We start from the raw sequence: 21186 nt of genomic DNA, 5'->3' as shown, positions 1-21186 counted from the left end.
TCGCCACCTTGTCGGGATCATGAGCGACCGTGCCGCAGGCCTGGCCCCTTCCCGCGTCACCGCGGTCCTGGGCCCCACCAACACCGGCAAGACCCACCTGGCGGTCGAGCGGATGCTGGGTCACGCCTCGGGCATGATCGGCCTGCCGCTGCGCCTGCTGGCGCGCGAGATCTACGAGCGGATCGTCCGCCAGAGGGGCGCCGCCGCCGTCGCCCTGATCACCGGCGAGGAGAAGATCGTCCCGCCCCGCCCGCACTATTTCGTCTGCACGGTCGAGGCCATGCCGATGGAGCGGGCGGTCGAATTCCTGGCCGTCGACGAGATCCAGCTGGTCGCCGACCCCGAGCGGGGCCATGTCTTCACCCAGCGGCTGCTGCACGCGCGCGGCCGGTTCGAGACCATGTTCCTGGGCGCCGGCACGATGGAGCCGCTGATCCGGCGGCTGGTTCCGGATGTGGAGATAGTCACGCGCGACCGGCTGTCCACCCTGTCCTACGCCGGATCCAAGAAGCTGACCCGCCTGCCCCGCCGCAGCGCCATCGTCGCCTTCTCCACCGAGCGGGTCTATGCGATCGCCGAGCTGATCCGGCGCCAGCGCGGCGGCGCGGCCGTGGTCATGGGCAGCCTGTCGCCCCGCACCCGCAACGCCCAGGTGGCCCTTTATCAGTCGGGCGAAGTGGACTTCCTGGTCGCCACCGACGCCATCGGCATGGGGCTGAACATGGACGTGGACCATGTCGCCTTCGCCGGCCTCAGGAAGTTCGACGGCCGCCGCACCCGCTGGCTGCACGCCCACGAGATCGGCCAGATCGCCGGCCGCGCCGGCCGCCACCTGCGCGACGGGACCTTCGGCGTCACCGCCGAGGCGGAAGACCTGGACGCGGACCTGGTCGAGCAGGTGGTCGAACACCATTTCGAGCCGGTTCCGGCGGCCGAATGGCGCAACGCCCGACTGGACTTCGACACCCTGCCCGACCTGCTTCGCTCCCTGACCGTGACGCCGGAACGGGCCGGACTGTCCCTGACGGCCGAGGCGCTGGACGAGACCCTGCTGCGCCGCCTGATGAAAGACGAGACGATCGCCCGCATCGGTCGCTCGCGCGGGGCGGTCATGCGCCTTTGGGAGGCGTGCCAGTTGCCGGACTTCCAGAAGACGACCCTGGACGAGCACGCCCGTCTGGCCAAGGACGTCTTCACCGCCCTGACCGGCAAACGCGGCCGGCTGACCGACGACTGGATGGCGCCCCGTTTCGCCGAGGTCGATCGCGACGACGGCCAGATCGACCAGTTGTCCGCGCGGCTGTCGGCCGTGCGCACCCTGTCCTACATCGCCAACCGGCCCGACTGGGTCCATGACGCGCAAGGCTGGCGCGACCGCACGCGCGCGCTGGAGGACAGACTGTCGGACGTCCTGCACGAACGGCTGACCGCCCGCTTCGTGGACCGGCGCACCACCGCCCTGATGCGGGCGCTGAACGTGCGCGAAGACACCTTCGCCGGCGTCGCGGACGATGGCGAGGTGACGATCGAGGGGCAGGCGGTCGGGCGGCTGGAAGGCGTCCGCTTCCAGATGGAGAAGGGCGCGTCGGCCCTGGAGGACCGCACCCTGCGCCAGGCGGCCGTCCGCGCCGTCACGCCCGAGATCAGCCGTCGCCTGGGGCGGCTGGCCGCGGACGCCGACGACGCCTTCGCCGTCCTGGCCGATGGGGCGGTCCTTTGGCGCGGCGTCCTGACCGCCCAGGTCCAGTCGACCGCCGAAGGGACGGACCCCTTCTCGCCCTCGGTGCGCCTGTTGGGCGAGCTTGGCCCCACGCCCGCGCGCGAGCGCGCGCGGCGCCGCATCGAGGCCTGGCTGGCGGCCGAGGCCGGGCGGGCGCTGCGCGACCTGCGACGGCTGAGGCAGGCGGTGGAGAGCGGCGCGCTGAAGGGCCTGCCGCGCGGGATCGCCTTTCGCCTGATCGAGGCGGGCGGCCTGATCGACCGACGCGACGTCGAACGCGACCTGGCCGCCCTCAGCCAGGCCGAGCGCCGCGCCTTGCGAAGCTTCGCCATCCGCGTGGGCGTCCATTCCGTTTGGCTGCCGGGGGCGATGAAGCCCCGCGCCCGCCATTTCGCCCAGGCCTTCCTGGCGCCGCCGCTGATCGCCGCGACGCCGGACCTGATCCCGGCGCCGACGCCGCCGCCCTCCCCGCGCCGGCTCTCCGCCCACGGCCTGCGCAAGGCCGGCCGGTGGCTGGTGCAGACGGAGACGCTGGAGAAGATGGCCGAACTGCGCGCCGCCGGGCATGGACGCCTCTCGGACGCCGCCCTGGTCGAACTGGGCTGGAGCGCCGACCAGGCCCGGCAGGTGATCGCCGCGCTGAAAACCGTGCGCGCCCAGATGCCCGACAAGGCCGGCCGGGCGCCGCCGATCCCGCACTCCCCCTTCGCCGCCCTGGCGGCGCTGACCGAAGCGCCCGCCGCGCCGCGAAAGCCGCGCCGGCCGCGCCGCAAGGCCCGCGCTTGAGCGAGACCTGTCGCATCGACGTCTGGCTGTGGCGCGCGCGCTTTCTGAAGACGCGCGGACTGGCGGCGGCCTTCGTCGAGGGGGGCGCGGTGCGGCTGACGCACAACGGCGTCCAGGTGCGGCTCGACAAGCCCAGCCGCGCCGTTCGAACCGGCGATCTTCTGACCTTCGCCCGCAACGGGCAGGTCACGACCCTGCGCGTCGAGGCGCTGGGGGAACGGCGCGGGCCCGCCGAGGAGGCCCGCGCCCTCTATTCGCTCGTCACGACTTGATGACGAACTCGCCTTCAATGTGCAGCGCGACCTCGTCCGACACCGCCGGCAGCGCATAGCTGATCCCGAAATCGGAGCGCTTGATCGTCGCTTCGCCGTCGAAGCCGGCCTTGTAGGCGCCCATGGCCGTGCCGGCCTGGTTGAACTCGACCTCGATCGTCACGGGCTTGGTCACGCCGCGCAGGGTCAGGTCGCCGACCACCGTGGCCTCGTTGGGATCGTCGGCGTCCACCGTCACCGAGCGGGACACGAAGGTGGCGGTCGGGTGGTTGGCGGTGTCGAAGAAGTCGGCCGTCTGCAGGTGACGCTTCAGCGCATCGTCGTTCGGCGCCACATCCGTCAGCGGGATGGTGGCTGTCAGGGTGCTGGCCGAGGGATTGGCCGGGTCCAGCGTCAGTTCGGCCTTCACGTTGACGAACTGGCCGACGTACTTGGAGAAGCCCAGGTGGTCGACCGACCAGGTGATCTTGCCGTGGCCGCTGTCCAGCTCATAGGCGCCGGCGCGGACCTCGGCCGGGTTCTGCGTCAGGGCGGCCTGGGCGACCACCGCGCCGCCTGCGCCGAGGCTGAGGGCCACGGCGCCGGCGAGGGCGTATTTCAGGAAGGGAGCGCGCATGGATATGCCTCGTGTCTGACGATTGAAATGCAATCGATACAGTTGCGAATAAGCCTCGCGGTTGTCAAGCCGTCTTGCGAACGCCTCTCGGCTTATACCCCGATGTTGACAGTTGGTTGCACGGCCGCCATGTCGCAGGCCTCCCGCCAGCAACCTCGACCGTCCGACCGCCCAATGACCTACATCGTCACCGACGCCTGCGTGAAATGTAAGTTCATGGACTGCGTCGAGGTGTGTCCGGTCGACTGCTTCTACGAAGGCGAGAACTTCCTGGTCATCGCGCCCGACGAATGCATCGACTGCGGCGTGTGCGAACCCGAATGCCCCGTCGACGCCATCGTCCCGGACACCGAGGACGAGCCCGACGGCAAGTGGCTCCAGATCAACGCCGAATACGCCAAGACCTGGCCCAACATCACCGTCAAGGGCACGCCCCCCGCCGACCGCGAACAATATGAACGCGAGACCGGCAAGTACGAAAAGTACTTCAGCCCCAAGCCCGGCAAGGGCTCCTGATTTCATCGGCCTGGTGCGGGCGGCCGGGGTCGAACCGGCAAGGGCTTGCGCCCGACGGATTTTAAGTCCGTTGCGTCTACCAGTTTCGCCACGCCCGCGATCCGGCGCGTCTGTATAGCCAGACGCGCCGGACGGGCAAAGGCGTCAGTGTGCGGCGTCGGGCGAGGCGTCGGCGGGACGCATGGCGCGGAAGTCGACGTCGGAATCCGCGATCAGCCAGACCAGGGCGGCCCAGGCCGCGACGTTCTGGGTCAGCTGCGCCGGGTCGATCTTGTCCAGGGTGTCGTTGGCGGTGTGGTGCAGGTCGAAATAGCGCGTCCCGTCCTGGGCCAGGCCGAAGAAGGGCACGCCCAGCGGCCCCATGGGCCCGATATCGACCCCGCCCTCGGTCTCCACCTGACGCGAGGCCAGGACGCCGATGGGATAGAGGACCCGGTTCGCGGCCTTCTGGAAGTCAGACCCTTGCGCGCCCGCGGGCAGACGCAGGGCGTAAACCCGGTCCGCGCCGAAATCGCTCTCGCCGGCGATGATGTGCGTGTCCAGCGCCGCGCCCTGATTGCGGGCATAGACCCCGCCGCCGTTGCCGGTCTCGCGCGTCGGCTGCGCCACTTCCTCGGACCCGTACAGCACGACGCGGATGGTGCGCGCCGGGCGCCGGCCGCTGTCGGCGATGGCCTTGGCCGCCGCCAGGGTGATGGCGCCGCCTGCCGCGTCGTCGATCGCCCCGGTGCCCAGGTCCCAGCTGTCCATGTGGGAGCCCAGCACGATCACCTCGTCCGGCCGCGCTGCGCCCGGCAGGTCGCCGATCACGTTCTGGCTGTGGGTCTCGTAGGTGCGCGCGGTCGAGGTCAGACGCAGACGCACAGGCTCGCCCATCGCCACCAGCCGGCTGACCTGGTCGGCGTCGGGCGCCGCCAGGGCGAAGGACGGTATGGTCGGCTTTCCGTCGACGTACTGGGTGGTGCCGGTGTGGGGCAGACGGTTCTCGTCCGAGCCGACCGAGCGAAGAATGAAGGCGGCCGCGCCCTTGGCCGCCGCCACGCCCGGCCCGGCGCCGCGCACCCGCGTCTGCGGCCCATAGCCCGAGCCATCCTGCATCGGCCGCATCTGGCCGAAATCGACATAGGCGATCTTGCCGCGAAGCGACCCCTCGGGCGCGGCCTGCAGGTCCTCCAGCGAGGTGAAGCGCACCACCTCGCCCTCGATCCCGCCCCGCGGCGTGGCCGGCGAATGGCCCAGCGCCGCCAGGGCCAGGACCTGGGGATGCGCGCCCAGGACCTCCCCGCTGCTTTGCCCCCGCTCCCAGCCGACCAGCGGGAATTCCTCGATCCGCACATTCTGGAACCCGTGGGCGCGCATGTAGTCGGCGGCCCAGGCGGCGGCCTGCTGCTCGGCGCGCGACCCCGCCGGCAGGGCCCCGAAACGGGTGGTCACCTGGGTCACATAATCCAGGGCGATGTTGGAGCGCATCGCCTGGTCGCGAATGACGACGGCCTGGGCCTCGACGGCGGCGTCCTGCGCCGCCGCGGGCGATGCGCAGACGGCGAGGAAGAGCGCGGCTGCGCTCACGGACAACAGGCGAAGGGACATCGGCGGCTCCGGGACGAAACGAAAGAGCCTGGACCCTAGAGCGTCATCCCAGCCGCCGAAAGGCTCAGCCGTTCTGGAAATAGGGCTCGACCGGCCCCTGCAGCTTCACGGTCAGCGCCTTGCCCTTGCGGTCGACGCGGTTGCCCAGGGCCAGACGCACCCAGCCCTCGGACACGCAGTACTCCTCGACATTGGTCTTTTCCTCGCCCTTGAAGCGCACCCCCACGCCGCGCTGCAGGGCGTCGGCGTCATGGTGCGGGCTGGACGGGTCGACGGACAGGCGGTCGGGCGGGGTGTCGGACATGGCGGGCTCGGCGATCTGGAAAGGCGGGGTGATAGCGCCCCGAGGTCGCGGCGCCAACCGACGTCTGTCGCCCGAACGGCGCCCGGGCCCCGCTTCTACTGGACCGTCTGTCGGGGCTGGGCGTCGGCGCCGGGGGCCGCCTGATAGGGTTGCGGCCCGCTGGCGGCCGGGCTTGCGGCTCGGGTCGCGGCGGGCCGGTTGGCGGAAGCGGCGGGCTGACGGGTCGCGGGCCGGCGCGCGGCCGCACGCGTCGACGCGGGGCGCGGGGCCGTCGCCGCGGGGGCGGCCGCCGGGCGCGGGGCCGGGGCGGCGGCGGGCGTCGGCGTTTCCGGCTTCGGCGCCTCCGCGGCCGGGGGCTCCGCGCTTTCGGCGGCCAGGGCGCGGGCGGCCATCTGCTGGGCCTGGAAGCGGGCGGCCAGCTTCTCGGTCAGTTCCTTGGCCTGGGCCGGCTGCATCTGGGCCATGATGGCGGCCAGGGTGCGCGGGCGCATGGCGGCGGCGACCGGCAGGCGGACCCGGTCCTCCAGCGCGGCCATGACCGGCGCGGCCTCCTTGGGCCGCATGGCGGAATAGACCTGGACCAGGCGGTCGATCTCGGCCTTCTCGCGTTCGTCGACCTGGCCCAGCATCTGCTTCATCTCGGCCTTCAGCGCCTCCAGCGCCTGGACCTTGGCGTCGAGTTTCTGCTCGGCGGCCGTCATCAGCGGCAGCATGGTGGCGAAGTCCTGGTCGCGCGCGTCCAGCTGGGTGCGCCGCTGCGACAGCGACTGGATGATGCGCAGTTCGGCCGGAGAGATGCCGGCCTGTTGGGCCAGTTGCTCGGGCGTCAGGGCGCAGGCCGCCGGGGCGGCCTTGGCGGGCGCGGCGGCGGCCGACGGCGCGGCCTCCTCGGCCCAGGCGCGCGCGCCCTCGAACAGGCCCGGCGCCACGCCGACCGCGCGCACGGCGACCACTCCGCCGATGGCGACGGCGATCAGGGGCAGCAGGCGGGGGATGCGGGCCATGGCGGGTCTTTCGGTCTCAGGCGGCGAACAGATCGTCGTCGAGATTACGACGCGCGGTGTTGAGGCTTTGTTTGGCGGTTTGGTTAGCGATCCGCCCGGCGCTCAGCGCCTGGACGATGGAGGCGACATTGTCGCGGCCCGGCGCGGCGGCGCGGCGGCCGCCCGACGGCCCGGCCAGGCCCTGGATGCGCTCGGCCAGGGCGGCCATGCGGCGGGCGCGGTCCTCGTCTTCGGCAGAGACGGCCGGAACGGGCGTTGCGGCGACGGGCGCCTCTTCCTCGGACCTGCGGGAGGCCGGGGCGGGCCCTCGCGCGATCAGCGCCTCCAGCTGCTGCTTGACCTCGCGGGCCTTGATGATCCGGTCGTGCAGCAGATCCGTCTCCTGGCCCGAAGCCCTGAGCGTCGCCAGCGCCGCCTCGGCGCGCCCGGCCGCGGCGTTCAAGTCCGTCACCGCCTGGGCGAACGCCAGCTGGCCCGCGCGCAACGCCGTCAGCTTGCGCTCCAGCTTCACGCCATAGCCGACCGCCGCCACCAGCAGCAGCATCAGCACCGCGTCCATGATCATGCCGGCCATCAGGCGGTCCTCCGGGTCAGGCGCGTCGCCGCGTCCGTGGTGATGGGGCCTTCGACGCGCACGGCCACGTGCTGGCCCTTGCGTCCGATCCGCCCGGTCGTCAGCGGGACCGACCCCGCGCGGATCGACACGTCCGAATCCGGCGCCGTGTTCAACATCAGGGTGTCGCCGACCTTCAGGTTCAGCACGCTGGACAGCGGCGCCTGCTGCTCGTCCAGCACCACCCGCACCTCGGTGTCGGTGGTCCAGAGTTCGGTCGCCAGGTGGCTTTCCCAGATGTTGTCGCGGCCGAATTTCTCACCCATGAACTGCTGCAGCAGCATCTTGCGGATCGGCTCCAGCGTCGCATAGGGCAGCAGCAGTTCGATGCGTCCGCCGCGATCCTCCATGTCGATTCGCAGCTTGATCAGGATGGCCGCATTGGCCGGCCTGGCGATGGCGGCGAATCGCGGATTGGTCTCCAGCCGGTCCAGGTTGAAGTGGACGGGCGTCAGCGGCTCGAACGCCTGGCGGGCGTCGTTCAGAACCACCTCGATCATCCGCTGCACCAGAACGCGCTCGATGGTGGTGTAGGGCCGGCCCTCGATCCGCAGGGCGGCGGTGCCGCGCCGTCCGCCCAGCAGCACGTCGACGATGGAATAGATCAGGTTGGAATCGACCGTCAGCAGGCCGTAGTTGTCCAACTCCTCGGCCCGGAACACCGCCAGGATGGCCGGCAGCGGGATGGAGTTCAGATAGTCGCCGAACCGGATGGAGGAGATGTTGTCCAGCGACACCTCGACGTTGTCCGAGGTGAAGTTGCGCAAGCTGGTCGTCATCAGCCGCACCAGGCGGTCGAAGACGATCTCCAGCATCGGCAGCCGTTCGTAGCTGACCAGGGCGGAGTTGATGATCGATCGGATGCCGGACCGTTCGGAGCCGTCGTCGGCGCCCAGGTCGAAGCCCAGCAGGCTGTCGATCTCGTCCTGGTTCAGCACCCGCTCGGACAGAGCGTCGCTCATGTCGCTCAACGGCTCGAAGCCGGCGCCGCCCAGGGGATCGAGTTCGGCCGTGTCGCTCATGCCTATTGCACCAGCATTTCTTCGATCAGCACGGCGTCGACCTTGCCCGGCGCGGCGATCAGGTTGACGCGGCGGAGGATTTCGGCGCGCAGCTGATAGGTGCCGGCCGATCCGCTGAGGTCCTCGGGACGCAGTTCGCGCACGAAGCCGGTGAACATGTCCTGCAGGCGCGGCATCTCTTCCTGCAGATGCGTGGCGACCGAGGCGTCGTGCGTCTCCAGCGTCAGCTTCAGCTTCAGGAAGGTCGGACGTCCGTCGGCCGACTGAATGTTCATCACCATGTCCGGCAGGGTGAAGAAGGTCACGCCGTCGGGACCTTCCGCGATCTTGCCCAGGGCGGGATCGGCCTCGCCGCCCTCGCCGCCCCCGCCATGACCGCCGCCCTCCTTCTTCTCCTCGCCGTGACCGCCGCCCTTCTCGGCCTTGGCCTCGCCGTGGCCGCCTTCGGCCTCGGCGGCCGCCGGCTTGGGCTTCAGCATGAAGAAGGCCGCCGCGCCGCCGCCGCCCAGCACCAGCAGGGCGACCGGCGCGATGATGAACAGCAGCGGCAGCTTCTTCTTCTTGGGCGCGGCCTCGCCCTCCCCGCCCTCGCCTTCGGTCGGGGCGGGCGGCGCGGCGTCCGCATTCGCGTCGCCCTTCTTCTTGCCCAGCTTCAACATGCGGTCGACTCACCCCGGATGGTCCCCGGGGAAGATCGACCCAGCTTGGTTAACACGGCGTTTACGATCGGCAGGATTTGCCGAGCGCCACGCCCGCCGCGCCTGGATTAACCCTGTTGGCACGACCGTTGCGAGCCATCGGGGCGAAGGAGCACGCCCCTCGTGGAAAACGCCGCCTACATCGGACTGTCCCGCCAGATGACCCTGCGCCGCGAACTCGACATCGTGGCCAACAACGTCGCCAATGCGGACACCACCGGCTTCAAGGTCGAGCAGCTGATGCTGAGCGCCGAGGTCGGCCAGCGCGCCCGCAACGACGCCATCCGCCCCGGCGCCAGCTTCGTGCTGGACAACGGCGTCGGCCGCGACTTCGGCCAGGGAACCCTGCGCCAGACGGGCCGCACCCTGGACTTCGCGGTCGAGGGCGAAGGCGCCTTCTTCGTGGTTCAGGATGGCGCCGGCCGCCAGGCCTACACCCGCGACGGCGGCTTCACGACCGATCCCACCGGCCGGCTGACCACCAAGCAGGGCCAGCCCGTTCTGGGCGGCGGGGCCGAGATCGTGCTGGACCCCGAACTGGGCGCACCCAGCGTCGGCGCCGACGGCACCATCACCCAGGACGGGGAGATCGTCGGCCAGCTGTCGGTCGTGCGCTTCGGCGCGCTGGGCGTGCTGGAAAAGGGCGGCGACGGCCTCTACCGCAACGCCTCCAACGTCCAGCCGATCGAAGCCAACGACGTGCAGATCCGGCAGGGAATGCTCGAAGGATCCAACGTCAATCCGCTGCTGGAAATGACCAGCCTCATCGAGATCAGCCGCGCCTATGAAAGCGTCACGCGGATGATCGAGAACACCACCGACCTCAGCCGCCGCGCCGTCGAGCGCCTCGGCAAGGCCGCTTAAGGAGAGCCCCTCATGCGCGCTCTGAGAACCGCCGCCTCGGGCATGGCCGCCCAGCAGCTGAACGTGGAGGTCATCTCCAACAACATCGCCAACATGAACACGGTGGGCTTCAAGAAGCAGCGCGCCGAGTTCCAGGACCTGCTCTATCAGAACATCGAGCGGATGGGCGCGCAGTCCTCGTCCCAGGGCAACGTGGTGCCGACCGGCATCCAGGTCGGCGCGGGCGTCAAGGCCGGCGCGGTCTATCGCATCACCGAACAGGGCACGCCCCAGCACACCGGCAATCCCTACGACATGGCCATCGACGGCAAGGGCTTCTTCCAGGTCACCCTGCCCTCGGGCGAGATCGCCTACACCCGGGCCGGCAATCTGCAGGTCAATCCCGAAGGCCAAATGGTCACCGACGACGGCTATCTGCTGGAGCCCGCGGTCACCATCCCCCAGGACGCGGTCGACATCATCATCTCCAAGTCCGGCCTGGTCCAGGTGACCACCGCCGGCCAGGCCGAGCCGACCACCGTGGGCCAGATCGAACTGGCCACATTCTTCAACGAAGCGGGCCTGGAGGCCATCGGCGACAATCTGCTGCTGGAAACCGCCGCCTCCGGCGCCGCCACCATCGGCGCCCCGGGCGAGGTCGGCTTCGGCCAGATCCTGCAGTCCTACACCGAAGCCTCCAACGTCGACGCCGTGTCCGAGATCAGCGCCCTGATCGTGGCCCAGCGCGCCTATGAGATGAACTCCAAGGTCATCAGCACCGCCGACGAGATGCTGTCCGTCGCCGCCCAGGTGAAGAGCTAGATCATGACCCTGCTGCACCGAACCCTGGCGCTGAGCGCCGCCCTCGCCGTCCTGGCCGGCCCGGCCCTGGCCGCGCCCGTGACGCTGAAGGCCAATCCGGTCGACGACGACGGCCGCGTCACCTTGGGCGACATCTTCGATGGCGCGGGCGGGGCCGCTGATGTCGTGGTCGCCCGCCGCGTCGGCCCGTCGGTGGTGATGGAGGCCGGGCAGCTCCAGGCCCTGGCGCGCCAGGCGGGCCTGGACTGGGTCAATCCCAACGGCCTGCGCCGCGTCGCCGTGCGCCAGGGGGTCGCCGAGGCGCCCGGCGCCGTTGCGGCGATCCAGACGCCCGCCGCCGCCCCCGCCCCTGTTCGCGCCGCCTCCCGCCGCCCCGCCGCCCGCGAGACGGTCATCAAGCGCAACGACATGGTGCGCGTCACCTACGAGGTCAGCGGCGTGAAACTGGCCGTCTTGGGCCGCGCCATGCGCGACGCCGCCGTGGGCGAGCCCGTCGCCGTCACCAACACCACCTCCAACCGCATCATCGACGCGGTCGCCGCCGGTCCGGGCCAGGCGGTCGCCGGTCCTGCGGGCGACGCCATCCGCGCCGAAGCCTTTTCCCAGTTCGCCGCCCGCTAGTCCGAGCAGAGAGCCCCGTCATGCGTAAAACCCTTCTCGCCGCCGCCCTGCTGACCGCGTCCGGCCTGAGCGCCTGCTCCACCGCCGTGGAGGCCGTGCGCGGTCCCGAACTGGCCCCGATCGGCTATCCGGCGGCCCTGGTCCCCGTCCAGCAGACCTATCTGCCGGCTCCCCGCTCGGAGGCCCAGCCCGCCAGCGCCAACAGCCTGTGGCGCACCGGCGCCCGCTCCTTCTTCGGCGACCAGCGCGCGCGTCACGTCGGCGACATCCTGACCGTCCGCATCGACATCGACGACCGCGCCCAGACCCAGAACAGCACCACGCGCGCGCGCTCCAACGACATCTCCGCCGGCGTCAACAGCCTGCTGGGCCTGGAAAGCGCCGCCAACCGCGCCTTCCCCAACGCCTTCGACCCGTCGCGCCTGGTCGATCTGGGCGGCGAGGTGAATGCCGCCGGCTCCGGCTCGGTCAATCGTTCGGAACGCGTCTCCCTGACGGTGGCCGCCGTGGTGACCGAGGTGCTGGCCAACGGAAACCTGGTGATCCAGGGCCGCCAGGAGGTCCGCACCAACCGCGAGGTGCGCGAACTGACCGTCGCCGGCATCGTGCGGCCCGAGGACATCTCCTCGGCCAACGCCATCAGCCACACCCAGATCGCCGAGGCGCGCATCTCGTACGGCGGACGCGGGGACATCAGCCGGGTGCAGGCCACCCCCGCAGGCCAGAGCCTGATCGAGCGTTTCAGCCCCTTCTGACGCGGCGCCCGGCAGAAAACGCCGGGCCCGGCAAGCGCGGCCGTGAACCCATGACGCCAACCGGCGTTAGTTCGGCGATGTTGAAGTTCCTGGTCCCCGCCGTCGCCTGTGTCGCCCTGGTCGCCGCCAGCGCCCGGACGCAGACGCTCGACGCCGCCTCCACGGCCCCGGAGATGGCCTGGCGCCTGGACCACGAGGGTCCGGTGGCCAAGCTGACCTACGGCGCGGCGAATTCGGATCACCTGGCGGTGATGATCACCTGCCAGCCGGGCGAGGGCGTGGCGGTCTTCTATGGCGCCGCCCACCCGGACAGCCCGCGTCTTCTCAAGGCCTCCAGCACCCCGCAGCCCGTGGACCCCCTGTCCAACGGCGCCGCCTACGAAACCCAGGTCGCGCTGGACGATCCCAGCCTGACGGGCCTGGCGCGAAACGGTTCCTTGCGTCTGATCGGCGACGACGGTTCCACGGTCCTGACCGCAGATCGGCAAGCTCGCGGCATGGCGGCCGACATGCTGGCCTATTGCGGTTCGTCGCGCGTCTGACGACATTGGCGCCGACGCGGCGTTGCGCGTCGTCGGCGGGGGCTGACGCATGACCCTGATGGTTTCCCTTTTGCTCGCCGCCGCCTTGCAGGCCGCGCCCGGGCCGGCGTGGACCTGGACGCTTTATGACGGCGACGGGCCGGTGGTCCTGGCGAACGAGGCGCCCGACACGCCCGATCTGCGCGCCACCCTGCAATGCGACCGCGGCGCCGGGGCCGTTGAGGTGTCCCTCTATGATCCGCCGGCCCAGCCCGGATTCGCCCGCGTCAGCGCCGGTCGCGCCTCGACGACCACCGAGGCGCAGGCCGGCCGCGACGGCGCCGTCAGCTTCGTCGTGCGCGCAGACCATCCGGTCTTCGCCGCCTTCGCCGGAACCGGCCTGATGACCGTCGCAGTCGGCGACGACCAGAGCCAGATCGTGGTCCAGCCCCGTCATCTGGGCAAGCTGCGCCGCTTCACCGACCTTTGCGCGGGATAGAGATCATGCGCCTCGCCATTCTTTCCGTTGCACTGACCGCCGCCGCGCTCTCGGCCTGCGCCACCTCGCCCCGCCAGCCCGCCCCCGTCGCCGCCGCCGCCGCGCCCGCGCCGATCGACGGCTACGACTGGTTCATGCACCAGGACGGCGGCGAGGCCATGCTGGCCTACGGCGTGGCGGACAGCGACGAGGTCAAGCTGCGCTTCGACTGCGGCAAGGGAACGGGCCGCCTGCATCTGATCGCGCCGGCCGTGAAGGGCGAGCGGCAGTTCCATCTGGAATCCGGCGGCGACACGGAACGGTATCCTGCCTCTCTCGAGCCCTCGGGGCTGCACGACGGCGACCTGATGAACGGCGAGGCGCCGGCTGACGCGCCCGTGTTCCAGCGTTTTCGCCGCCTGGGCTGGATCGCCGCCTGGCGGGGTCAGGACCGCGAGGTCTATGCCGCCCATCCCGGGTCCGAAGACAAGGTCGAGGCCTTCTTCAGCGTCTGCGGCTGACCCTTTCCCCTTTTCCGTGACGGCTTGACGGCGGCGCCCGCCTCGGCTTGCCTGCCGCCCTGTTTCGGGAGGGGTTCATGAAGGTGTCTCATCTGGCCGTCGCGGCGGCCCTGGCCTTGGGCGCGCCGGCGGCCGCCCTGTCCCAGGCGGCCTCGCCCGCCGAAGCGTCCAGCCCTTCGCCCAGCACGGCGGACGCCGCGCTGGAACAGATCGTCGCCGACTACGAAGCCTATCAGAAGTCCGTCGACCCCCTGTCCGCCAGCGGCGAGGGCGATCTGGAGGCGATGGCGCGGATTCCCGACCTGTCGCGCGCCTTCGAACTGGCTCAGAGGGCGCCGATGGAGGGCTTCGTGCGCCGCCTCCAGGCCATCGACACGGGCGACCTGTCCCACGCCAACCAGATCAACCACGCCTTCCTGCTTTACGTCCTGGCGCGCGGGATCGAAGGGCTGGATTACGACACCGGCCGGCTGGCCTTCGACAGCGAGGGCGGGCCGGGCACCTGGGCCATCTACATGGGCTCCAGCACTCGCCTGAACTCGATCGCCGAGGCCGAGGCCTATCTGAAACGGGTCGAAGGCTTCGCCACCATCTACGCCCAGACCACCGACAACGCCCGGCGCGGGCTGGAGACGGGCATGGTCCAGGCCCGTTCCGTGACCCAGAGCGCCATCGAACTGGCCCGCAACGACGTCGACACGCCCGCCGACGCCGATCCCCTGTTGAAGCCCCTGTCGACCCTGCCCTCGACCGTCTCCCAAGCGGACAAGGATCGCCTGGCCGCGCGCGCCGCCGAGGTGATCGCCCGCGACATCGTGCCCGCCCGTCAGGCCTGGCTGGCGTTCCTGGAAACCGAATATCTGCCCAAGGCGCCCGTCGAGCCTGGCCTGGCGCACCGGCCGGGCGGAAAGGCCCTCTACGCCTATCTGGTTCGCGGCCACACCACTACGGACCTGACGCCGGACCAGATCCACCAGATCGGACTGGACGAGGTCGCCCGCATCCGCGCGCGCATGGACGTGGAGATGAAGGCCTCCGGCTGGACCGGCGACTTCGCCGGCTTCCTGAACTTCCTCCGCACCGATCCGCAGTTCTACGCCGCGACGCGCGAGGAACTGCTGGAGAAGGCCTCGGAAATGGCCAAGCGCGCCGACGGCGGCCTGCCGCCGCTGTTCGCCACCCTGCCGCGCCTGCCCTACGACGTGCAGCCCGTCCCGCCCCAGATCGAGGAGAACTACACCACCGGCCGGTACAATGGCGGCTCGATGCAGAACGGCGTGGCCGCCCACTACATCGTCAACACCTCCAAGCTGGACCAGCGCCCGCTCTACGAACTGCCGGCCCTGACGCTGCACGAGGCCGTGCCCGGCCACCACGTCCAGATCGCCCTGCAGCAGGAGGCCGAGGGCCAGCCCTACTTCCGCCGCCAGGCCAACGTCAGCGCCTTCACCGAGGGCTGGGGCCTGTACGCCGAGTATCTGGGCGAGGAGATGGGCTTCTACCGCACGCCCTATGAACGCTTCGGCCGGCTGTCCTACGAGATGTGGCGCGCCTGTCGGCTGGTGGCCGACACCGGCCTGCACTGGATGGGCTGGAGCGAGGAGCAGGCCCGCGCCTGCTTCCGCGACAACTCGGCCCTGGCGCCGCACAACATCGAGACCGAACTTCAGCGCTATATCGGCTGGCCCGGCCAGGCCACGGCCTACAAGATCGGCGAGATCCGCCTGCGCGACATCCGCGCCCGCGCCGAGCGAGAACTGGGGTCGAACTTCAACATCCGCACCTTCCACGACGCCCTGCTGACCGAAGGCCCCCTGCCCCTGGCCCTGCTGGACCAGCGCATGGACGCCTGGATCGCGGAGCAGAAATAAGCCCTTCCCCGCTTGTCGGGGGAAGCGTCAGGTCGTGCCGCGCAGCGACACACCTGACGATGGGGGAAGTATCCTCTTGAAGGAGCACGTCCCTCTTCGACCCTGGTTCGCTTCGCGAACGACGACCCTACGCCCACTCCGGGACCGGAAGGCCCTTCGACGCCAGGAAGGCCGGGTTGAACAGCTTGGACGCATAGCGCGATCCGGGGTCGCACAGGCAGGTGACGATGGTCCTGCCCGGCCCCAGTTCGCGCGCCAGGCGCACGGCGCCGGCGATGTTCACGCCCGCCGACCCGCCCAGCGACAGCCCCTCGTGCTTCACCAGGTCGAACAGGATCGGCAGGAACTCCGCGTCCTCGATCCGATAGGCGTAGTCGGGCTTGAACCCCTCCAGATTGCCGGTGATGCGCGCCACGCCGATGCCCTCGGTGATGGACGACCCCTCGCCGCTCATCTCGCCCTTGGTGAACCAGTTGAACATGGCCGCGCCCGCCGGGTCGGCCAGGGCGATGGTCACGTCGGGCTTCTGTTCGCGCAGATAGGTCGACACGCCCGCGATGGTGCCGCCCGATCCGACGGCGCTGACGAAGGCGTCCACACGCCCCCCGGTCTGGCGCCAGATCTCCGGGCCGGTGTTGAAATAGTGGGCGTCGCGGTTGGCGGTGTTGTCGAACTGGTTGGCCCAGATCGCGCCGGCGTCTTCGCTCTCGTTCAACTCGGCCGCCAGACGCCCGGAATAGTGGACGAAATGGTTGGGGCTGGAGAAGGGCGCGGCGTCCACCTCGACCAGGCGGGCGCCCAGCGAACGGATGGCGGACTTCTTCTCCTCGGACTGGGTGCGCGGAATGACGATCACCACCGGATGGCCCAGCGCCGCCCCGACCAGGGCCAGGCCGATGCCGGTGTTGCCGGCCGTGCCCTCCACGATCGTCCCGCCGGGCCGCAGCGCCCCCGACGCCCGCGCGCCCTGGACGATGGACAGGGCGGCCCGGTCCTTGATCGAGCCGCCGGGGTTCATGAACTCGGCCTTGCCCAGGATCTCGCACCCCGTCTCGTCGGACAGGCGGTTCAGGCGGATCAGCGGCGTATCGCCGATCAGGTCGATGACGGAGGCGTTGGCGGACAATGTGAAACTTTCAGGCGAAGTCGAAGGAGGATCAGGCGGCCTTGCGCTTGCCTAAGTGGATGCCGCACTCGACCTTGTCCATGCCCGACCAGCGGCCGGCGCGCGCATCCTCGCCGTCGTCCACCGCGCGGGTGCACGGCCAGCAGCCGATCGAGCGATAGCCCTGCTCGACCAGCGGGTGGCGCGGCAGGTCGCGCGCATCCAGCCAGGCCTCCACGTCGTCCCCGGTCCACTCCGCCAGCGGATTGATCCGCAGCACCCCGTCCAGCACCTCGAACGGCCTCAGGTCCGCCCGGGTCGAGGCCTGATAGCGCTTGCGCCCGGTGATCAGGGCGTCGAACCCCGCCGTCGCCCGCGCGAGGGGCCGCACCTTTCTCAGGTCGCAGCAGGCGTCGGCGTCCGTCTTCCACAGGTCGTCGCGCGCATCCAGCGTCGCCTTCTCCTCGGCGTCCGGCGTCACCAGCCGCACGTCCGTCAGGCCCAGCGCCCTGGTCAGCTGGGTGCGATAGGACAGGGTCTGCAGGAAATGCTGGCCCGTTTCCAGGAAGACCACCGGCACGTCGGCCTTCTCGCGCGCCACCACGTCCAGCAGCACCGCCGATTCCGCGCCGAAGGAGGAGATGGCGCCGACCTTCAGCCCCAGCGCCGGGTCCAGGGCCGCCTTCACGATCTCGGCCGCGCCCTTGCCCGCCGTCTCGCGGTTCAGACGGTCTGCCAGGGCGTCCAGGTCGCGGTCGTTGGCCGCCGCGCGGCGGCGCCGCCAGATGGACGGATCGGGATCGACGGCGGGCTGATAGGCGGCGCTGAAGGCCTGGTCCATCCGCGCCCAGGCCGCCCGGTCCGCGCCGGGCGCCAGCTCCACCGCGTCGAACCCCGAACGCCGCAAATGCCGCGCCTGGTCCGGCAGCACCTTGCCCGCCGCGATCAGCTGGCCGCGATAGCCCCGCTCGCGCAGCACCGCGGCCAGGGAAAAGCCGCGCCCGTCGCGGAAGGCGTCGAACTCCAGCACCAGCACGTCCTCGGCCGCCGCGGCGGCCTCCACCTCTTCCAGCGGGGTCGTCACCGAAAGGCGCAGGCCGTTCTGAATTCCCTCAAGCGTTTGCAGCATCGAGCGTCTCATAGATGGCGTCGCGGAAGGGCTCGGGACCGACCCGGCGCACCGTGTCGATGAAGCGCTCGCCCTCGGCGCGGATTTGCAGATAGCGGTCCAGGGTCCGCTGGATGGCCGGCGCCACCTCTTCGGACGGCAGGCTCTTGCCGACGATGTCGCCCAGCGCCGCCTGTTCGTCGGGCGAGCCGCCGACGGTGATCTGGTAATATTCCTCGCCCTTGCGATCGACGCCCAGCACGCCGATGTGGCCGACGTGGTGGTGGCCGCAGGCGTTGATGCAGCCGCTCATGTTGATCCGCACCGGACCCAGCTTCTCCTGATAGTCCAGGTCCGCCAGCCGCTTGGACAGCGCCTGGGCCACCGGGATCGAGCGGGCGTTGGCCAGGCTGCAGTAGTCCAGCCCCGGGCAGGCGATGACGTCGGTGGCCAGGTCCGCATTGGCCGTCGCCAGACCCGCCTGGCGCAGGGCCCGCCACACCGCCGGAACGTCGTCCAGCCTGACGTGCGGCAGGACCAGGTTCTGCTCATAGGCGGCGCGCAGTTCGTCGAACGAATAGCGCTCGGCCAGGTCCGCCACCGCCTCCATCTGGTCCGCCGTGATGTCGCCGGGCACCCCGCCGACGGGCTTCAGCGACACCACCACCGAGGCGTAGCCGGCCTGGCGATGGCGGCGCACATTGTTGCGCGCGAACCGGGCGAAGTCGGGATCGGCCAGCAGCGCCCGGTCGAACGGCGCGCTGACCTTGGGCAGGTCCTCGAACGGCGGCGGGGCGAAATAGGCCTTGATCCGCTCGGCCTCGTCCTCGGGGATGCGCAGGTCCTCGCGGCGCAGGGTGGCGTAGTGCCGATCCACCTCCTCGCGGAAGGCGTCGATCCCCAGCGAGGCGACCAGGATCTTGATCCGCGCCTTGTGGATGTTGTCGCGCCGCCCCAGCAGGTTCCAGGCCCGCAGGATGGCGGTCAGATAGGCCAGCAGGTCCGCCGTCGGGACAGCCGATGCGATCTCCTGGCCGATGTGCGGCAGACGCCCCTGCCCGCCGCCGACGAAGACGCGGAAGGCGGTCCCGCCGTCGTCGCCCTTCACGATCTGCAGCCCCACGTCGTGGGTGCGGATCGCCGCCCGGTCCTTCTCGGCCCCGATCACCGCGATCTTGAACTTGCGCGGCAGGAACGAGAATTCCGGATGGATGGTCGACCACTGGCGGATGATCTCGCACCAGGGACGCGGATCCTCGATCTCGTCCTCGGCGGCGCCGGCGAAGACGTCGGTGGTGACGTTCCGGATGCAGTTGCCGCTGGTCTGGATGGCGTGCATCTCGACCTCGGCCAGGTCGCTCAGGATCGCCGGCAGGTCGGTCAGGGCCGGCCAGTTGTACTGGATGTTCGTCCGCGTGGTGAAGTGGCCGTAGCCCTTGTCGTAGGTGCGCGCGATGTGCGCCAGCCGGCGCATCTGGCGGCTGTTGAACGTCCCATAGGGAATGGCGACGCGCAGCATATAGGCGTGCAGTTGCAGATAGACGCCGTTCATCAGCCGCAACGGCTTGAACTCGTCCTCGGTCAGGGCGCCGGACGCGCGGCGGGCCACCTGGTCGGCGAACTCCTCGACCCGTTCGCGCACCACGGCGTGGTCGAACTCGTCATAGCGATACATCAGGCCAGGCCCCCATTGACGTCGAGGTCGACGCTGTGGCCGACGGTCGGCCCGGCCGAGCGGATGCGCTCCTTCAGCCGGTCGCGCCCGGACGGCGTGCGGTCCTGCACCTCGACCAGATAGGGGTTCACGAAAACCTCGGGCCGACCGGCGACCTCGGCCAGGACGATCTCGGCGGCCGGATCGTCCAGCACCGAAGCCTGGTCGATGCGGTCGACCGGCTGGTTGTCCACGCCCGCATAGATGACGCGGCCGTCCGACAGGCGGTTGGCGGTGACGATCTTCATGCCGCGAACTCCGCGCGGACGTCCAGCTGGGCCGCCGAAAACGCCGCCGTCTCGCCGACGAACAGCAGGGCCGGGCCGGTCAGGCTCGCGCCGCGCACCAGGGCGCCCAGGCCGTCCAGACGGCCGGTCAGCACCCGCTCGTCCGGCCGGCTGCCGTTCTCGACGATGGCGACCGGGGTCGATCCGGCGCGTCCGGCGGCGATCAGCCGGGCCGCCGTCTCCTCGGCCCGGTCGACGCCCATGTAGATGGCCAGGGTGTGGTTCGGCGCCGCCAGCCGCGTCCAGTCGGCGTCGACGCCGCCCGGCTTGGCCTGGGCCGTGACGAAGGTCACGGCCTGGGCGTGGTCGCGATGGGTCAGGGGCACGCCCGCCGAGGCCGCGCAGGCCAGCGCCGCCGTCACGCCGGGAACGACGAAGACCGCAACGCCCGCCGCGCGCACGGCCTCCAGTTCCTCGCCGCCGCGCCCGAAGACGAAGGGGTCGCCGCCCTTCAGCCGAACCACCCGGTGGCCGGCGCGGGCCTCTTCGATCATCAACGCCTCGATCTGGTCCTGAGGGACCGAGTGGTCGCCGCGCGCCTTGCCGACATACAGCCGCTTGGCGTCGCGCCGCGCCCGCTCCAGCACCGCCTCGGGCACCAGGCGGTCGTGGATGATGACGTCGGCGTCCTGCAGCACCCGCAGCGCCTTCAGCGTCAGCAGTTCGGGATCGCCCGGCCCCGCGCCGACGATGTGGACCACGCCCTGTTCCGGCGCGGCGACGTTCAGCAGGCGCAGCATCTCGCGGCGCGCCTCGGCCGTGCGGCCCTCGGCGGCCAGATCGGCGGCGGGCCCTCGAAAAGCCCGTTCCCAGAACCGGCGGCGCGCCATGAAGTCCGGCACGCTGGCCTTCACCGTCTCGCGCAGTTCGCGCGCCATCCGCGCGACATTGGCCAGGCCGGCCGGCAAGACGCCTTCGATGCGCGTGCGGACGTCGCGCGCCAGGATCGGCGCGGACCCGCCGGTCGCCACCCCGACCACCACCTCGTCGCGATCGATCAGGGCGGGGGTCTGGAAATCGCTCAGCCCCGGCTGGTCCACCACATTGACCTGCGCCCCGCCCGCCCGCGCCAGCCCGGCCAGGCGCGCGGCCTCGGCCACGTCCTGCAGGGCGATGAAGACCAGGCGCGCGCCGGCGAAATCCTGGGCGTGCGGCGTCCGGCCGGCCGGCGCGGGCGCGCCTTGCGGCGTTTCCAGCGTTGCGGGCTCGCCGTCCGGCGCGAACCAGGCCAGGTCGGCGGGCGTGTTCAGAAACAGTCGCAGTTTCGCCAGCGCCGGCTCTCCGGCGCCTACGATCACGACCCTGGCGGCCTCCAGCGGCACGGAGGCGAGAAATACACGCATCGTCTTGCTTTCACGGCCGTCGCGGGGGGAAGAAGGATCGACGGCGAAATCGCACC

Annotated in this window: 23 protein-coding genes and 1 tRNA gene; 11 read left to right on the top strand and 13 right to left on the bottom strand. The window is 70.7% G+C overall.

What is annotated here, in order from left to right; genetic code table 11:
* Nucleotides 1–19 precede the first annotated feature (19 nt).
* Both M8231_RS03480 and M8231_RS03475 read left to right on the top strand, forming a co-directional pair.
* Nucleotides 20–2506, top strand: a complete 2487-nt coding sequence (locus M8231_RS03480) for a helicase-related protein (protein ID WP_250202256.1) — start codon at nucleotides 20–22, stop codon at nucleotides 2504–2506.
* The gene (locus tag M8231_RS03475; RefSeq protein WP_249751166.1) at nucleotides 2503–2778 is read left to right on the top strand and encodes an RNA-binding S4 domain-containing protein; all 276 of its coding nucleotides are present in this window, start codon (nucleotides 2503–2505) and stop codon (nucleotides 2776–2778) included. The genes M8231_RS03480 and M8231_RS03475 overlap by 4 nt, the downstream gene beginning before the upstream one ends.
* On the opposite strand, the gene M8231_RS03470 is transcribed toward M8231_RS03475, so the two are convergent.
* Nucleotides 2768–3394, bottom strand: a complete 627-nt coding sequence (locus tag M8231_RS03470; protein ID WP_249751167.1) for a YceI family protein — start codon at nucleotides 3392–3394, stop codon at nucleotides 2768–2770. The genes M8231_RS03475 and M8231_RS03470 overlap by 11 nt on opposite strands.
* Before the next feature lie 174 nt (nucleotides 3395–3568).
* Between M8231_RS03470 and fdxA the strand changes: the two genes are divergently transcribed.
* Complete coding sequence (fdxA, locus tag M8231_RS03465; protein WP_250202255.1) at nucleotides 3569–3910, top strand: ferredoxin FdxA; 342 nt, start codon at nucleotides 3569–3571, stop codon at nucleotides 3908–3910.
* An 11-nt stretch (nucleotides 3911–3921) separates the two neighbouring features.
* Here the strand turns inward: fdxA and M8231_RS03460 are convergent.
* From M8231_RS03460 to M8231_RS03430, 7 genes are all read right to left on the bottom strand, one after another.
* Nucleotides 3922–4008, bottom strand: a tRNA-Leu gene (locus M8231_RS03460).
* Nucleotides 4009–4054: 46 nt separating this feature from the next.
* Entirely contained in the window at nucleotides 4055–5500 is a 1446-nt protein-coding gene (locus tag M8231_RS03455) for a M20/M25/M40 family metallo-hydrolase (RefSeq protein WP_249751168.1), read from the bottom strand.
* Nucleotides 5501–5564: 64 nt separating this feature from the next.
* Nucleotides 5565–5804: a DUF3297 family protein gene (locus M8231_RS03450; protein ID WP_249751169.1), complete on the bottom strand. Its 240-nt coding sequence runs from the start codon at nucleotides 5802–5804 to the stop codon at nucleotides 5565–5567.
* A 95-nt stretch (nucleotides 5805–5899) separates the two neighbouring features.
* The gene (locus M8231_RS03445; RefSeq protein WP_249751170.1) at nucleotides 5900–6808 is read right to left on the bottom strand and encodes a MotE family protein; all 909 of its coding nucleotides are present in this window, start codon (nucleotides 6806–6808) and stop codon (nucleotides 5900–5902) included.
* A gap of 16 nt (nucleotides 6809–6824) precedes the next feature.
* Entirely contained in the window at nucleotides 6825–7382 is a 558-nt protein-coding gene (locus M8231_RS03440) for a DUF6468 domain-containing protein (protein ID WP_249751171.1), read from the bottom strand.
* Nucleotides 7382–8443, bottom strand: a complete 1062-nt coding sequence (fliM, locus tag M8231_RS03435) for a flagellar motor switch protein FliM (RefSeq protein ID WP_431307122.1) — start codon at nucleotides 8441–8443, stop codon at nucleotides 7382–7384. The genes M8231_RS03440 and fliM overlap by 1 nt, the downstream gene beginning before the upstream one ends.
* A gap of 2 nt (nucleotides 8444–8445) precedes the next feature.
* Nucleotides 8446–9102, bottom strand: a complete 657-nt coding sequence (locus M8231_RS03430) for a flagellar basal body-associated FliL family protein (RefSeq protein WP_249751172.1) — start codon at nucleotides 9100–9102, stop codon at nucleotides 8446–8448.
* A 162-nt stretch (nucleotides 9103–9264) separates the two neighbouring features.
* Between M8231_RS03430 and flgF the strand changes: the two genes are divergently transcribed.
* From flgF to M8231_RS03390, 8 genes are all read left to right on the top strand, one after another.
* A complete protein-coding gene (gene flgF / locus M8231_RS03425) occupies nucleotides 9265–10005 on the top strand; it encodes a flagellar basal-body rod protein FlgF (protein WP_249751173.1) in 741 nt (246 codons plus the stop codon).
* A 12-nt stretch (nucleotides 10006–10017) separates the two neighbouring features.
* Nucleotides 10018–10806, top strand: coding sequence for a flagellar basal-body rod protein FlgG (flgG, locus tag M8231_RS03420; RefSeq protein ID WP_249751174.1), 789 nt, complete (start codon nucleotides 10018–10020; stop codon nucleotides 10804–10806).
* A gap of 3 nt (nucleotides 10807–10809) precedes the next feature.
* Nucleotides 10810–11427 carry a flagella basal body P-ring formation protein FlgA gene (locus M8231_RS03415; protein WP_249751175.1) on the top strand — a complete coding sequence of 206 codons (618 nt, stop codon included), beginning with the start codon at nucleotides 10810–10812 and terminating at the stop codon, nucleotides 11425–11427.
* 20 nt (nucleotides 11428–11447) lie between these two features.
* Nucleotides 11448–12182 (top strand): flagellar basal body L-ring protein FlgH, encoded by a 735-nt coding sequence (gene flgH / locus M8231_RS03410; RefSeq protein WP_249751176.1) that lies wholly within the window; start codon nucleotides 11448–11450, stop codon nucleotides 12180–12182.
* Between the two features lie 77 nt (nucleotides 12183–12259).
* Nucleotides 12260–12724, top strand: a complete 465-nt coding sequence (locus tag M8231_RS03405) for a hypothetical protein (RefSeq protein ID WP_249751177.1) — start codon at nucleotides 12260–12262, stop codon at nucleotides 12722–12724.
* A gap of 49 nt (nucleotides 12725–12773) precedes the next feature.
* Nucleotides 12774–13202 (top strand): hypothetical protein, encoded by a 429-nt coding sequence (locus M8231_RS03400; RefSeq protein ID WP_249751178.1) that lies wholly within the window; start codon nucleotides 12774–12776, stop codon nucleotides 13200–13202.
* Between the two features lie 5 nt (nucleotides 13203–13207).
* Complete coding sequence (locus tag M8231_RS03395; protein ID WP_249751179.1) at nucleotides 13208–13702, top strand: hypothetical protein; 495 nt, start codon at nucleotides 13208–13210, stop codon at nucleotides 13700–13702.
* Nucleotides 13703–13779: 77 nt separating this feature from the next.
* Complete coding sequence (locus tag M8231_RS03390; RefSeq protein WP_249751180.1) at nucleotides 13780–15573, top strand: DUF885 domain-containing protein; 1794 nt, start codon at nucleotides 13780–13782, stop codon at nucleotides 15571–15573.
* A 127-nt stretch (nucleotides 15574–15700) separates the two neighbouring features.
* On the opposite strand, the gene M8231_RS03385 is transcribed toward M8231_RS03390, so the two are convergent.
* From M8231_RS03385 to cysG, 5 genes are read right to left on the bottom strand one after another with little or no spacing between them, the layout of a single operon-like run.
* The gene (locus M8231_RS03385; RefSeq protein WP_250202254.1) at nucleotides 15701–16699 is read right to left on the bottom strand and encodes a cysteine synthase A; all 999 of its coding nucleotides are present in this window, start codon (nucleotides 16697–16699) and stop codon (nucleotides 15701–15703) included.
* A 31-nt stretch (nucleotides 16700–16730) separates the two neighbouring features.
* Nucleotides 16731–17807, bottom strand: a complete 1077-nt coding sequence (locus M8231_RS03380; protein ID WP_249751181.1) for a phosphoadenylyl-sulfate reductase — start codon at nucleotides 17805–17807, stop codon at nucleotides 16731–16733.
* The gene (locus M8231_RS03375; protein WP_250202253.1) at nucleotides 17791–19461 is read right to left on the bottom strand and encodes a nitrite/sulfite reductase; all 1671 of its coding nucleotides are present in this window, start codon (nucleotides 19459–19461) and stop codon (nucleotides 17791–17793) included. Before M8231_RS03375 ends, M8231_RS03380 begins: the two co-directional genes overlap by 17 nt.
* A complete protein-coding gene (locus tag M8231_RS03370) occupies nucleotides 19461–19748 on the bottom strand; it encodes a DUF2849 domain-containing protein (protein WP_249751183.1) in 288 nt (95 codons plus the stop codon). Before M8231_RS03370 ends, M8231_RS03375 begins: the two co-directional genes overlap by 1 nt.
* Nucleotides 19745–21130: a siroheme synthase CysG gene (cysG, locus tag M8231_RS03365; protein WP_250202252.1), complete on the bottom strand. Its 1386-nt coding sequence runs from the start codon at nucleotides 21128–21130 to the stop codon at nucleotides 19745–19747. The genes M8231_RS03370 and cysG overlap by 4 nt, the downstream gene beginning before the upstream one ends.
* Nucleotides 21131–21186: the final 56 nt, after the last annotated feature.

The organism is Brevundimonas albigilva (assembly GCF_023573565.1).
In the GTDB taxonomy this organism is placed as follows: domain Bacteria; phylum Pseudomonadota; class Alphaproteobacteria; order Caulobacterales; family Caulobacteraceae; genus Brevundimonas; species Brevundimonas albigilva.
This window is presented reverse-complemented; position numbering and strand designations above follow the sequence as displayed.